We start from the raw sequence: 14,530 nt of genomic DNA on the forward strand, positions 1-14,530 counted from the left end.
ATCTTTTCCAGACTCTACAAATCGTATGCCCAGGGGGCAGCAACTTGATAACGATGAAACTATCTTTAAAACAAAAAATAACCGGAGCCAGTCTATCGGCTGTCGCTGTTATGGCTACAGTTCTAACCTGCCTGGCAACCACTCAACTTTATGATCTGACTCGTACCGGCGTTCAAACCCGCTTAGAAAGCTTGGCTCAGGCAACCACCGACGGCATTGCAGACTGGGTAGCAATTCGCACCCAGATAGCTCATACAGTGACAGAGTACGCAACCGACGAAAACATTATCTCCTACCTGCAACAAGCACAAAAAGCAGGAGATTTTGATGATGTATTCCTTGGCACCATCAATGGTGAAATGTTCCGTTCTCACCCTGAAAGAAACCGCGCAGGTTATGATCCACGAGTTCGTCCTTGGTATAAACTTGCCGTCAGTGTCGGTGAGCAAATGATTTCACCTGTGTATATCGGCAGTTCAACTAAAGCTCTGACAATTTCGATTTCAGAACCTATTTACCAAAACAATAAATTGGTTGGCGTGCTTGCCGCTGATGTACTAATCGATCAACTGATCAACGATGTCATTAACCTCAATGTCGGTATCAACGCTCAAGCGATGCTGTTTAGCCGTAACGGCTCTGTTCTGGCTCATACAGATAAAAGCCTGATCCTTGAGCCCTTCAACCGCATAAGCCCGGAACTGACTCTTCAACGTATCCTACAAGCCAGTACTGAACATTCCATGGAGATAATTTCAGTCAACAGCAAAGATAAAGTCTTCTACTTCTCTGAAATACCCGGAACGGACTGGATACTGGCATTCGAAGCTGACAAGGAAACAGAACTGAGTAGTTACAATGAGTTATTTAGAAAGCTCATTCTTATCGCCATTGCAATTACGCTGGTGATGATTGCGCTCGTTGCCTCTCTGGTTAACTACCTGTTCCGCGACCTGGGCCGGGTTTCTGATGCGTTGGCTGAAATAGCTACCGGCGAAGGCGATCTTACCCAGCGCCTTGAACCGCGAAGCGATGATGAAGTCGGCCAGCTGGCGCACAACTTCAACCGTTTTGTCGGCAACATGCACGGTATGGTATCGCGCCTGAGCGAAGTGTCACGAGCACTGAGCCTGCAGTCAGATCGAACCGCTCAACAGGCGGAGGAGCGCAACACCCGCATCCAGCATCAGCAGGATGAAATAAACATGGTTGCTACAGCCATCAACGAAATGGCAGCTGCCACCCAGGAAATTGCCGGTAATGCTGATAACACGGCCAAAACATCCGGCGAAACAGTAACGGTTTCGGAACATGGTGCTGAGCAGGTTAACCAAAGCCAGCAATCGATTACTAACCTGGCCGGTGAAGTAGAAACGGCAACCGATGTAATCGAGGAGCTGAACACCCATGCTCAGAGCATCAATACGATCCTGTCCACCATTCAGGGCATTGCCGAACAGACTAACCTGCTGGCACTGAACGCGGCCATTGAAGCAGCACGAGCCGGTGAGCAAGGCCGTGGCTTTGCCGTGGTTGCCGATGAAGTCCGAGTCCTGAGTCAACGTACTCACGCTTCAACACAAGAAATCCAACAAATGATTGAGACACTGCAACAGACAACTGGTCGCGCCGTCGGCATTATGGAAGACAGCCGCCGCCTTGCTGAAACCAGTGTCGATGATGCCAATGCCGCTGCAGCCAGCCTGTCACAAATCAATAGCGCAGTAACCAATATCAGTGATATGGCGAACCAAATTGCCACAGCCGCTGAAGAGCAATCATCTGTGACATCGGAAATCACCCGCAATACCGAAGGGATTCGTAATGTGTCCGATGAACTGGCATCAGAAGCTCAGGATGCAGCTCAGCAGGCAGCCGAACTGTCTCAGCTGTCACATGAACTACAACAGGAAATAAGCCGGTTTAAACTTTAAATCCGGATCAACAATTCAAAATCAAAAGGCGCTCCACCTGAGAGCGCCTTTATTTTTGTCTCAAGACGGGACAGACATTCAAATAAAAGAGGCTCACCACAATGGCGAGCCTCTTTTATTTATCACGGATTTTAAGTAAATCAGATCAAACTAAATACGATTGCCGATACAGCAAGTAAACCAGCAAACAGAATAAAGTAAGTACTGAATTTACCGCGGTACTCTTTCAGGGCATCAACTTTATATACTGCCAGCATTGGCATGATAAACAGAATCATCGCAATTACCGGGCCGGACAAGGCTTCCATCATCCCCAGGATGCTCGGGTTCATTACCGCAGCAAACCAGATTGCGAAGAACATGAAAGCAATACCCAGCTTATCCAACTTACCCGGTGCCATTTTCACCTGCTTCTGCAGCATACCGTTCAGGCTCTCCCTTGCGCCCATAAAGTGGCCAAGAAATGAAGATGAAATCGCGATGAAAGCAATCAACGGACCCAATGTAATGATAAACGGACTGTTGTGAACATTTGCCAGGTACGACAGTACGGATACATTCTGCGCTTTCGCTTCCATCAACTGTTCCGGACTCAGGCTTAATACACATGAGAAGACAAAGAACAGAACAAATGAAATCAGCATGATTGAAGTGCGCTTCAGGATCTGTTCCGATTTCTGACCGGCTTCTTTACCGTAATGGCGACGCTGTACATTAGCAAAACTGGAAATCGCCGCAGCATGGCTGAAGGCAAACACAGTTACCGGAATCGCCAACCACAAAGTCACGGAGAAACCTTGCCAGTCCTGCATAATAGCCAGATCCGGCATCTGCCAGTTCGGGATCAAGTAGAACGAAAGACCAGCCAGAATCGCAGCCAGCGGGTAAACAATCACTTCAAAGGCTTTCAACATCACCTTTTCACCAGCCATCATGATCGCAATCATGGCGAACACAAGCACGCCAGACAGCATGATGCGAGACGGCGAGTCCATACCCAGCTGATTAACAATAAAACTGTCGACTGTATTTGTCAGACCCACACCGTAAATCAGCAGGATCGGGAAAATAGACAGGAAATACAACAGAGAGATCAGGCGACCAGCGCTGGCACCGAAGTGCTCTTCTACTACATCGGTAAAGTCGGCATCCTGCTTGGATGAAGACAGAACGAAACGGGCCAGACCGCGGTGGGCAAGAAATGTCATCGGGCCTGCCAGTACGGCCATAATCAGCAGAGACCAAAAGCCCCCGGCTCCAATATTGATTGGCAGGAACAAAATACCGGCACCGACAGCAGTACCGAATAAGCTCAACATCCAGCTGGTATCGTGTTTAGTCCAGCGAGAAACTGTCTCCTCTGTATTACCCAGAGGTATATCATGAGATAATGACACGTCACACCCTACATCTACGAAATTTTACTCGGCACTGAGTATACAGATGCAGAATTAAATACTCACAAATGAACCGACAAAGATATCGCTCTCATTCTGCGCCACGCCTAGGTATATGGTCCAGTGATATTGGAATGGCTAATGAATATCTCCACCAAAACCGCAATAAGCAGATAGATTCACTAAATTTTTACGATTTTCATTTTTTTTATTTTTTATAGATTTGCTCAAAAAACAAACAGCCCGACAGGTAAACCTGCCGGGCTGTTGGCTTTTCGGGATAAATCCGATTATTTAATGTCGATCGGTTCGAAGCCTTTGATCAAATCATCCAGCTGTTTAATCTGCGCCAGGAACGGCTCCAGTTTATCCAGCGGGAATGCAGATGGGCCGTCACAACGAGCCTGATCCGGTGTTGGGTGTGCTTCCATAAACAGGCCGGCAATACCAGTTGCAATACCGGAACGAGCCAAATCAACAGTTTGCTCACGACGACCACCAGATGCCGCACCCAGCGGATCACGACACTGAAGGGCGTGAGTCACATCAAAGATAATCGGGCTGCCTTTAGAAGCCTTCTTCATCACATCAAAGCCCAGCATATCCACAACCAGGTTGTCGTAACCATGCAGAACGCCACGCTCACACAGAATTACCTGCTCGTTACCGCACTCCGCGAATTTTTCAACGATGTTACCCACCTGACCAGGGCTCATGAACTGAGGCTTCTTCACGTTGATCACAGCACCAGTCTTAGCCATTGCTTCAACAAGGTCTGTCTGGCGCGCCAGGAATGCCGGCAATTGGATCACGTCAACAACGTCAGCAACAGGCTGAGCCTGGTACTGCTCGTGGATATCGGTAATGATCTTCACACCGAAAGTGTCTTTCAGCTCCTGGAAGATCTTCAGGCCTTCTTCCATGCCCGGACCACGGTATGAATGAACTGAAGAGCGGTTTGCTTTGTCGAATGACGCCTTGAATACGTAAGGAATGCCAAGCTTGTCAGTCACTTCAACGTACTTCTCACAGATCTGCATTGCCAGATCACGAGATTCCAGTACGTTCATACCGCCAAACAGGACAAACGGCTTATCGTTGGCAACGTCAATATCACCAACTCGAACAACTTTCTGTTCCATCATATCTTCTCTTCTCATTCTAAAAAGAGAGGCAATAGTATTGCTATTGCCCCTGAATGTATCACCAACAATCAGTGTAGGGTAACAGGCTCTTCGTGAAGAGCCTCAACCTGTAATTTCAGCAGCTCAGCTGCCGGATCTTCCGGGCACTGCTCAATGAAATACTCGTAATCCATTGCCGCCACATGGCTACATTCGAGCTGCTGGTAAATATAGCCACGGTCGCGAATTTCATGCGGGTCGCCAGGGCGGAAAGACAGCACCATATCACTGCATCGCAGAGCATCGGCAAAATGCTCTTCTCTAAGCAAAGCACTCTTCATTACCGTCAGCCAGCGGGTCAGAATATCGCTGTTTTCCGCAGTATCCATATCCGAAGATTTCAGATCGACAAACGGCCCGCGGTGGCCTTTCAACCATGCCCGCAACGTATGCTTGCTCAGGAACTCCCCGTCAAACGGGTTAATGTATTGCTGCTCACCATCATACCAGTCAACCTTAAGGATAAACTGAGTCGGAAAACCGACACTGGTCACCGGTAGATCAAGGTGTCGGGCAAGGTAGAGGAATATAGCCCCCAGGCTTACCGGGATCCCTTTCTTACGTTCCAGTACTTTATCCAGAAAAACATTATCGGAAGAAAAATACTGCTGATGGTCACCGTGGAATCCCCACTCGCGGTAAAACAGACGGATCAAGCCTTCCAGACGCAGATGCGGATTCAGCTCATCCATCAATGCCTGTTCAGCTTCCTGAGCAAGCTTCCGTAGTTGGATACGTACCCAGCCAGCCGGAAACGCAGGTTTAACAGCGGCTGTCATTTCCAGCGCACCTTCCACCAGCGGCATTTGTTCCAGCTCTTCATCAGTAAAACGTAACATGATTACCCCAGAAATGATGTTTTAGTCACAGCAATCTTTGCGGCGGCCATCACCCAGCCAAGCGAGCCCAGAAAGGCAAAGGTCTTGAACACCTTGTTTTTGCCATGGTGCAAAGTGAAATAGCCCAAAGCAATATAAGCCAGAACACAGCTCAGCTTTTGCGTCAGCCAGCTTCCGGATTCAGTAAACGGCATAAAACCGGTCATGAAAATCAGCACAATACCGGTCAACAGCACCAACGTATCCACGACATGCGGCGTGACTTTAAGAAATTTTTTCTCAATCAGCGACGAGTTAGCCATTACCATCAGGTATCGGGCGACAAACAGCAGAACACTCAGTGCAATGGCTGTCATGTGAAGGTGTTTAAACGCAGCGTACATATTTTAGTTCTCTCTATCCTTGCCAGCAGCCCATGGTTACCCGGTCAAGGCCGGCATAATCCTGTGCTGTTGAGACCTGGCTATATCCCAGTTCCAGTAAAATATCCCTTACTACCTCACCCTGCTCGAAACCGTGCTCCATCAGCAGCCAACCGCCCTGTTGCAGGAACTGACGCCCCTGTTCACTGATAATACGAATATCAGCCAGGCCGTTTTCATCTGCCACTAAGGCACTTTTCGGCTCAAAACGCACATCGCCCTGTTCAAGGTGGGGATCGGTTTTATCAATATAAGGCGGGTTGCTGACGATAACAGCAAAACGTTCATCGACAGTCAAAGGGCTGTACCAGCTTCCAGAAAGGAAACGGGTATTTGTAATTTGCAGATTCTCGCTGTTATCACGAGCCAGTTGTGCAGCTTCAGGACGAAGGTCAATACCGGAGACCTGCAGATCCGGACGCTCTGAAGCAATTGCCAGCGCAATCGCTCCTGTACCTGTCCCGAGATCCAGCACCGAGCATGGTTCCGCCGGAATTTTTTCCAGCGCCAACTCAACCAGACGCTCTGTATCAGGGCGCGGAATTAAGGTGTGCTGCGCAACTTTCAGCGGCAATGACCAGAATTCACGCTCACCGACAATATATGCCACCGGTTCACCGACCAAGCGACGCTGCAATGCCACATCAAACGCAGCCTGCTGCTCAGTGTCGAGAGTCTTTTCCGGCCAGGTCAGCAAGTAACTGCGCGGTTTATCCAGCACGAAACACAGCAGAACTGCCGCATCAATTTGCGGGCTTTCAGAGCCCGCATCAGCTAGCTGTGCGGCAGACTGCCGCAACAGCATTTCAATGCTCAGTGACATTAATTTTGCTCAGCCATCGCCGCCAACTGATCGGCCTGGTGCTCTTGCAGAACAGGCTGGAGCAGACAGTCCAGTTCACCTTCCATCACTTCGTTCAGGCGGTAAACAGTCAGGTTAATACGGTGGTCAGAAACACGGCCCTGCGGATAATTGTAAGTACGGATACGGTCAGAGCGGTCTCCCGAACCTAGCAGGTTACGTCGTGTGCTGGCTTCTTCAGCATGACGCTTCTCTTCTTCCGCTTTGATAATACGAGCCGCCAGAACAGACATCGCTTTCGCTTTGTTCTTGTGCTGAGAACGCTCATCCTGACACTCAACCACAATACCGGTTGGCAAGTGAGTAATACGGATAGCTGAGTCCGTGGTGTTTACGTGCTGACCACCCGCGCCTGATGCACGGAAAGTATCAATCTTCAGATCACCAGTGTTGATTTCCGGAATTTCTGCTTCTGGAATTTCAGGCAGAATCGCAACAGTACAGGCAGAAGTGTGAACACGGCCCTGGGATTCAGTTGCAGGTACACGCTGAACACGGTGGCCGCCTGATTCAAACTTCAGCGTACCGTAAACACCTTCACCGTTCACTTTGGCAATCATTTCTTTGTAACCGCCATGCTCAGCATCATTGGCGCTCATCACTTCTACACGCCAACCGCGGCTTTCCGCATACTTGCTGTACATACGGAACAGGTCACCGGCAAAGATACCCGCTTCGTCACCACCCGCACCGGCACGGATTTCGATGAAACAGTTACGCTCATCGTTCGGATCTTTCGGGATCAGAAGAACCTGAAGCTCATCTGCCAGACGCTCGATTTCAGACTTAGCTTCCTTAACTTCTTCCTGCGCCATTTCACGCATGTCAGGATCGTCTTCCATCGCCATCATTTCTTCAGCTGTCGCCAGGTCTTCTTTGGCCTGCTGATAAGCCTGGAAACACTTGGTTACTTCTTCCAGCTGTGAATACTCACGGGAAAGCGCACGGAATTTATCCTGATCACCGATCACATCAGGATCGCTAAGCAGGTGCTGAACTTCTTCGTAACGCTCAACCAGCGTTTCTAGTTTGACTAAAATAGACGGTTTCATAATCGACTTAAATTGTGTTCCGGTAATGGCAGCGCAACAGCGCGCCTGATATTAATTTTTTTGCGACTCCAGACCCAGGCTTTCACGAATCAACGCCAGTTTTTCCGGCTCACCATGATGGGCTGCCTGCTGCATTGCCCGGGTCGGGGCATGGATGAGTTTATTGGTCAGCTTGTTACTTAACTCTGTCAAAACTTTCTCTGGCTCACCACCGTTTGCCAGCGCCTGAAGGCCACGGTTAAGCAACTCTTGTTTAATTTCCTCGGCATAACAGCGGTACTGGCGAATGCTGTCAACCGCTTCAAGCGAGCGAAGCCAGCTCATAAAGGCGGCGCTCTCTTCGCTGACTATGGCTTCAGCCTGAATCGCAGCGACTTTGCGCTGCTCACGGTTCTTCTCAACGATACTGTGCAAATCATCGACAGTATACAGATATGCGTCGTTAAGCTCACCGACTTCCTGTTCAATATCGCGCGGAACGGCAATATCAACCAGCAGCATTGGCTGATGGCGGCGAGCTTTGAGGGCTTTCTCAACCATCCCTTTACCGACAATCGGCAACGGACTGGCTGTTGAACTGATCACGATATCAGCTCGTTGAAGATGGTCAGGGATATCCGGCAAACCAATTACTTCCGCACCAAATTCCAGCGCTAGGTTAGCCGCGCGTTCTTTGGTTCGGTTTGCCACAATCAGCTTATTACATCCCTGCTCGACCAAGTGACGGGCAACCAACTCGATAGTTTCACCAGCACCGACCAGCAGGACGGTCGCATCAGACAGGGATTCAAAAATTTGCTTGGCCAGCGTACAAGCGGCAAAGGCTACCGATACAGCATTACCGCCGATATCAGTTTCCGTACGCACCCGCTTAGCCACGGTAAATGATTTGTGGAACAGTTTTTCCAACATGCCGTGGACCGCATCGTGGTCACGGGAGTCAGAGTAGGACTGCTTGACCTGGCCCAAAATCTGAGGCTCACCAAGCACCAGAGAATCAAGACCACAAGCAACACGCATCAAGTGTCGTACTGCCGCTTGCTCTTCGTGAAAATACAAGCTTGGCATCAACTCTTCAGCACTAAGCTCGTGAAATTGGCTCAACCAGTCAATGAGGATCCCCGGCCCGGTCTGTGTCACATCACAGTAAAGCTCTGTTCGGTTGCAGGTAGAGACGATAACGCCGCTGTTTACTTCCGGGTGGGCTTCTAACTGCTGCAATGCCTTTTTCAGCTTTTCCGGTGGAAATGCAACACGTTCGCGCAATTCGACCGAAGCTGTTTTATGATTTATTCCTAATGCAAGCAATGTCATGGAGACGGTGTACCAACTTCGCCGGTGAAAAAGATCCAGGGCGCGATTTTACTTGATGCCCCACCGTAATTAAAGAAACTAACGCAATCAATCTGGCATTACTGACTTATCAAACAGGTTTGAACACCATAAATTCCCCACGAAAACAGTGCCCACAAAACAATGTTCCGCCTGATTTCACGCAGTACCAATGATGCCCCGATATCAATTCTTCACTGCAACAACATGAGCAATTCATTGTTGTAGTTGGTATTATGGCTCAAATCTCGCTATTGTTTGCCTAAACCCACAAGATAACCATAAATTATGCCATCGTTCTCATTTTCAGATCGGTTTTCACGTCCGGTCCGGCAACTGCTGGGGGGCGTTTTTCTTCTCTCAACCCTGGCCGGGTGTGCAACCCAACCAGTCAATGTACCGACGGTTGACTGGGAGACTCATCAGGCATCATTGGAACAACTGAATCAATACCAGGCCAAAGGTAAACTGGGCTACCGGGGAAAACAGCGTTTCGGTGCTAATCTGGTATGGCGTTCGTCACCACAAGCAGACCACTTACTACTAACCAACTTCCTTGGGAAAACCCTACTGAAACTTGATGCAACTCCGGTTCGCGTCACTCTTGTTTCGCACGACGGTGCAATACACCGCGGTACTGATGCTTCAAGCCTTATTCGCCAGCTAACTGACATTAACCTGCCGGTCGAACAAATGCGTGACTGGCTGATTGGCCTGCCGACTGCCGCAGATACCTATCAGCTCAACAGCGAAAACCGGGTCGCCTACCTGGCCAAACAGATTGATGATCAACTGTGGCAGCTTGATTACAACGGATACGACACGTCTGTGACGCCGGCCCTACCCACCCGCATGCTACTGTCACAAGGCCAGGTTAAAATTACCCTCGTCATCAATGACTGGCTAATACCGGAACAACAATAAAGCATGAGCAACACTATGATCACCCGCACAACCCACTGGCCGGCACCGGCCAAACTTAACTTGTTCCTTTACATTACTGGTCGCCGCCCAGACGGATACCACGAATTACAGACTCTGTTTCAGTTCCTTGAGCACAGTGACACCCTGACCATCACCGCCAATGATTCTGGTGTAATCAACCTGTCTCCTGCTATCGAAGGAGTTAAAACAGAGGATAACCTGATCTACCGCGCAGCCGATGCCCTACGCCGCGCAGCCGGGATCACAGCCGGTGCGGACATTCATCTGGATAAAATTCTGCCGATGGGCGGTGGTCTGGGTGGCGGTTCATCCGATGCAGCAACAGCACTGGTTGCCCTCAACTACCTTTGGCAAACCAACCTGAGTGTTGATGAGTTGGCAGAAATCGGCCTAAAACTCGGTGCCGATGTGCCGGTTTTCGTTCGCGGATTCAGCGCATTTGCCGAAGGTGTCGGGGAAGAATTGCAGCCGGCAGAGCCTGAAGAAAAGTGGTATTTAGTGGCAAAACCGGACGTCAGCATTGCAACTGTTGATATTTTCACCCATCCGGAACTCACCCGTGACACGGAAAAAAGGTCGCTGGAAGCACTATTGGCGGGGGTTTACGAAAACGATTGCGAAAAAATCGTTAGAAGACTGCACCCTAAGGTTGATAAGGCGCTTTCGTGGCTGTTAGAATACGCGCCGTCAAGATTGACCGGCACTGGCGCTTGTGTTTTTGCTGAATTTAGCACTCATCAAGAGGCCATTGCAACACTGAAAAATTTACCTGGCTGGCTCCAAGGATTCGTCGCTAAAGGTGTCAACACATCTCCTCTTTTGACAGCCTTGCACGCAAATTCTAAGGATAGTCAGTAACTACAACTTGGACGCAACCTGAGGTTTCCACCGTGCCTGATATGAAGCTGTTTGCTGGTAACGCCACACCAGAACTAGCCCAACGCATCGCTGACCGTCTCTACATCTCACTAGGGGACGCTACAGTTAACCGCTTTTCCGATGGTGAAGTATGTGTTCAGATTAATGAGAACGTTCGTGGTAGCGACGTATTCATCATTCAATCAACTTGTGCGCCAACCAATGACAACCTAATGGAATTGGTTGTAATGATCGATGCACTTCGCCGTGCTTCTGCAGGACGTATTACCGCTGTAATCCCTTACTTCGGCTATGCCCGCCAAGACCGCCGTGTCCGTTCAGCCCGTGTGCCAATTACGGCAAAAGTTGTTGCCGATTTCCTTTCTAACGTTGGTGTTGACCGCGTTCTTACTGTTGACCTTCACGCAGAGCAAATCCAGGGCTTCTTCGATGTTCCTGTAGATAACGTATTCGGTAGCCCTGTTCTGCTGGAAGATATCCTAGAGAAAAGCCTGGAAGATCCAGTTGTTGTTTCTCCTGATATCGGCGGTGTGGTTCGTGCACGCGCTATCGCTAAACTACTGGATGACACAGATATCGCTATCATCGACAAGCGTCGCCCACGTGCGAACGTTTCTCAGGTAATGCACCTGATCGGTGACGTTGAAGGCCGCGACTGCATCATCGTTGACGATATGATCGACACCGGTGGTACACTGTGTAAAGCAGCTGAAGCACTAAAAGAACGTGGCGCTAAGCGTGTATTCGCTTACGCAACTCACCCGGTATTCTCAGGTAACGCACCAAAGAACATCAAAGAATCTGTGATCGACGAAGTGATCGTAACTGACTCTATCACCCTGTCTAAAGAGATGGTTGATACCGGTAAGGTATCTGTCCTGACTCTGTCTGGCATGCTGGCTGAAGCTATTCGCCGCATCAGCAACGAAGAGTCAATCTCTGCGATGTTCGAGCACTAATCTGCTCATGCTGTCGACCTGAACTGACAGCAGCAAAACATCCTGACGCCCCGCAATCTGCGGGGCGTTTTGCGTCCAGTGATATCAATCTGGCGCGGTTTGGTATAACATATCGCGCGTTTTAAGCCCCCTAAGACTTGAGAGACCAGCGTGAGTAACAATATTCGTCTATTAGTTGGCCTGGCTAACCCTGGCGCCGAATATGCTAAAACCCGCCACAATGCGGGAGCATGGGTAGTAGAAGAACTTGCCCGAGTGCATAACATCAGCCTACGGGAAGAATCAAAATACTTTGGCCTGACCGGCCGGATCCAGGCTAACGGCCACGATCTTCGCTTGTTGATCCCGACCACATTTATGAACCTGTCAGGTAAATCTGTGGCGGCTCTGGCTAAGTTCTTCCAGATCAAGCCAGAAGAGATCTTAGTTGCACATGATGAATTGGATTTGCCACCGGGCGTGGCCAAGTTCAAGAAAGGCGGCGGCCACGGTGGACACAACGGCCTGCGCGACATCATCAGCAAGATGGGCAATAACAAAGATTTCTACCGCCTTCGTGTTGGCATCGGCCATCCGGGCGACAAAAACAAAGTGTCCGGCTTTGTCCTGGGCAAGGCGCCGGCTAAAGAGCAGGACAATATCGATGCTGCGGTTGATGAAGCCGTTCGCTGCATGGATATCCTGCTAAAAGATGGCCTTAACAAAGCGCAAAACCGACTACATTCATTCAAAGCTGAATAATGTACTCACTCTAATATAATATTGCTCTGCCCATGCGGTACTAAATTATCGCTATTGGCATAGTTGTTTCACCGAATCATCACCAAAAGGGTTTCAAACCATGGGTTTTAAATGCGGAATCGTCGGTCTGCCAAACGTAGGTAAGTCCACACTATTCAACGCCTTGACAAAAGCGGGTATCGAAGCTGCGAACTTCCCGTTCTGTACTATTGAACCAAACACCGGCGTTGTACCAGTGCCAGATCTGCGTTTGGATGCACTGGCGGAAATCGTCAATCCAGAACGCGTACTGCCTACCACAATGGAATTCGTTGATATTGCAGGCCTGGTTGCCGGCGCATCAAAAGGTGAAGGTCTGGGTAACAAATTCCTGGCAAATATCCGTGAAACAGATGCAATCGGCCACGTAGTTCGCTGTTTCGAAAACGACAACATCGTTCACGTTGCTGGTAAGATCAGCCCGCTGGATGACATCGAGGTGATTAACCTTGAACTGGCACTGGCTGACCTTGATACCTGTGAGCGTGCAATCCAGCGCCAGGCAAAGCGCGCAAAAGGCGGCGACAAAGACGCTAAATTCGAAATCGCGGTACTGGAAAAAATGCTTCCGACACTGACAGAAGGTGGTATGGCACGTTCTGTTGAGCTGACAAAAGAAGAATTTGCAGCTATCAGCTACCTGAACTTCCTGACGCTGAAACCAACCATGTACATCGCGAACGTTAACGAAGACGGCTTCGAAGACAACGAGTACCTGGACATGGTTCGCGAGCACGCTGCGAAAGAAAACGCAGTAGTTGTTCCTGTTTGTGCGGCAATCGAATCTGAAATCGCGGAGCTTGACGATGCAGACCGTGAAGAATTCCTTGCGGACATGGGCATTGAAGAACCAGGCCTGAACCGTGTGATCCGTTCTGGCTATGAACTGCTTAACCTGCAGACCTACTTCACAGCTGGTGTTAAAGAAGTACGTGCATGGACTATCCCTGTAGGTGCAACTGCACCACAGTCTGCCGGTAAGATCCACACCGACTTCGAAAAAGGCTTCATCCGTGCAGAAGTTATCGGTTACGACCACTTCATCGAATTCAAAGGTGAAAGCGGTGCGAAAGATGCCGGTAAATGGCGTCTTGAAGGTAAAGACTACATCGTTAAGGACGGCGATGTAATTCACTTCCGCTTCAACGTTTAATTCTGCAACTGCCCAACAAGGCAAATAACAGACAAAAGTAAGTAAGCCAGCCATGTTGCTGGCTTATTTTTTATCTCTCTGACAATTAAGCGAAAAGAGTGCAACCCCTTCAAACCCAGTGAATTAGGCCTAAAAATAAGAATATCAGTTTGGCATTCGCCCATTTCGCCCAAATATCAAGCGAACAAACGTGTTTTCTGAAGATATTAAAAAAAACTGTTGACGCTATTAGCTGGGATGAGCATAATGCGCCCCGTTCCCGAGACAACGGTCACTAAGAAAGACCGGGGTTGGGAAAGACAAAATGGCTACGTAGCTCAGTTGGTTAGAGCACATCACTCATAATGATGGGGTCACAGGTTCGAATCCCGTCGTAGCCACCATCATCCCTTTTTGCCGGGATGATGTAAAATATGCGGAAGTGGCGGAATTGGTAGACGCACCAGATTTAGGTTCTGGCGCCGCAAGGTGTGAGAGTTCAAGTCTCTCCTTCCGCACCATTATCTCTTCTTCGTTAAGAGATGACTCTTAGAAAGAGCATCCTGTAGGGCTATCGCCAAGCGGTAAGGCAACGGGTTTTGATCCCGTCATCCCCTGGTTCGAATCCAGGTAGCCCTGCCACCTTTTCAAGGTGTTGATTATCGTGTATAGTCAGCAACCTTAAAAATGGCTACGTAGCTCAGTTGGTTAGAGCACATCACTCATAATGATGGGGTCACAGGTTCGAATCCCGTCGTAGCCACCATCATCCCTTTTTGTCGGGATGATGTAAAATATGCGGAAGTGGCGGAA

Annotated in this window: 13 protein-coding genes and 4 tRNA genes; 10 read left to right on the plus strand and 7 right to left on the minus strand. The window is 49.3% G+C overall.

The features are described 5' to 3' along the window. Positions 1 to 53: 53 nt before the first annotated feature. Positions 54 to 1,934, plus strand: coding sequence for a methyl-accepting chemotaxis protein (locus tag C942_RS22420; RefSeq protein WP_007470721.1), 1,881 nt, complete (start codon positions 54 to 56; stop codon positions 1,932 to 1,934). A 140-nt stretch (positions 1,935 to 2,074) separates the two neighbouring features. Here the strand turns inward: C942_RS22420 and C942_RS22425 are convergent, their stop codons facing one another. The 7 genes from C942_RS22425 to hemA form a co-directional block, all read right to left on the minus strand. Then, positions 2,075 to 3,331 (minus strand): aromatic amino acid transport family protein, encoded by a 1,257-nt coding sequence (locus tag C942_RS22425; protein ID WP_007470723.1) that lies wholly within the window; start codon positions 3,329 to 3,331, stop codon positions 2,075 to 2,077. 290 nt (positions 3,332 to 3,621) lie between these two features. Next, positions 3,622 to 4,476, minus strand: coding sequence for a 3-deoxy-8-phosphooctulonate synthase (gene kdsA, locus C942_RS22430; protein ID WP_007470725.1), 855 nt, complete (start codon positions 4,474 to 4,476; stop codon positions 3,622 to 3,624). A 68-nt stretch (positions 4,477 to 4,544) separates the two neighbouring features. After that, positions 4,545 to 5,354, minus strand: coding sequence for a SirB1 family protein (locus C942_RS22435; protein WP_007470727.1), 810 nt, complete (start codon positions 5,352 to 5,354; stop codon positions 4,545 to 4,547). A 2-nt stretch (positions 5,355 to 5,356) separates the two neighbouring features. Next, positions 5,357 to 5,737, minus strand: a complete 381-nt coding sequence (locus C942_RS22440; protein ID WP_007470729.1) for a SirB2 family protein — start codon at positions 5,735 to 5,737, stop codon at positions 5,357 to 5,359. Positions 5,738 to 5,750: 13 nt separating this feature from the next. Then, complete coding sequence (prmC, locus tag C942_RS22445; protein ID WP_007470732.1) at positions 5,751 to 6,599, minus strand: peptide chain release factor N(5)-glutamine methyltransferase; 849 nt, start codon at positions 6,597 to 6,599, stop codon at positions 5,751 to 5,753. Continuing rightward, on the minus strand, positions 6,599 to 7,690 hold the full coding sequence (prfA, locus tag C942_RS22450) for a peptide chain release factor 1 (RefSeq protein WP_007470733.1): 1,092 nt from the start codon (positions 7,688 to 7,690) through the stop codon (positions 6,599 to 6,601). The genes prmC and prfA overlap by 1 nt, the downstream gene beginning before the upstream one ends. A gap of 51 nt (positions 7,691 to 7,741) precedes the next feature. Next, positions 7,742 to 9,004 (minus strand): glutamyl-tRNA reductase, encoded by a 1,263-nt coding sequence (hemA, locus tag C942_RS22455; protein WP_007470734.1) that lies wholly within the window; start codon positions 9,002 to 9,004, stop codon positions 7,742 to 7,744. 306 nt (positions 9,005 to 9,310) lie between these two features. On the opposite strand from hemA, the gene lolB reads away from it, so the two are divergent. From lolB to C942_RS22500, 9 genes are all read left to right on the plus strand, one after another. After that, complete coding sequence (gene lolB, locus C942_RS22460) at positions 9,311 to 9,946, plus strand: lipoprotein insertase outer membrane protein LolB (protein WP_007470735.1); 636 nt, start codon at positions 9,311 to 9,313, stop codon at positions 9,944 to 9,946. Positions 9,947 to 9,949: 3 nt separating this feature from the next. Next, complete coding sequence (ispE, locus tag C942_RS22465; RefSeq protein WP_007470736.1) at positions 9,950 to 10,825, plus strand: 4-(cytidine 5'-diphospho)-2-C-methyl-D-erythritol kinase; 876 nt, start codon at positions 9,950 to 9,952, stop codon at positions 10,823 to 10,825. Between the two features lie 32 nt (positions 10,826 to 10,857). Next, positions 10,858 to 11,805: a ribose-phosphate pyrophosphokinase gene (locus C942_RS22470; RefSeq protein ID WP_007470738.1), complete on the plus strand. Its 948-nt coding sequence runs from the start codon at positions 10,858 to 10,860 to the stop codon at positions 11,803 to 11,805. A 150-nt stretch (positions 11,806 to 11,955) separates the two neighbouring features. Then, a complete protein-coding gene (gene pth, locus C942_RS22475) occupies positions 11,956 to 12,546 on the plus strand; it encodes an aminoacyl-tRNA hydrolase (RefSeq protein WP_007470739.1) in 591 nt (196 codons plus the stop codon). Between the two features lie 100 nt (positions 12,547 to 12,646). Next, positions 12,647 to 13,738: a redox-regulated ATPase YchF gene (gene ychF, locus C942_RS22480; RefSeq protein WP_007470740.1), complete on the plus strand. Its 1,092-nt coding sequence runs from the start codon at positions 12,647 to 12,649 to the stop codon at positions 13,736 to 13,738. A gap of 306 nt (positions 13,739 to 14,044) precedes the next feature. Next, positions 14,045 to 14,121 (plus strand) — tRNA-Met (locus tag C942_RS22485). Between the two features lie 32 nt (positions 14,122 to 14,153). Next, a tRNA-Leu gene (locus C942_RS22490) sits at positions 14,154 to 14,238 on the plus strand. A gap of 46 nt (positions 14,239 to 14,284) precedes the next feature. Next, positions 14,285 to 14,359: transfer RNA gene (locus C942_RS22495), tRNA-Gln, on the plus strand. Between the two features lie 47 nt (positions 14,360 to 14,406). Next, a tRNA-Met gene (locus tag C942_RS22500) sits at positions 14,407 to 14,483 on the plus strand. Positions 14,484 to 14,530: the final 47 nt, after the last annotated feature.

This window comes from Photobacterium marinum, assembly GCF_000331515.1.
Classification (GTDB): Bacteria; Pseudomonadota; Gammaproteobacteria; order Enterobacterales; family Vibrionaceae; genus Photobacterium; species Photobacterium marinum.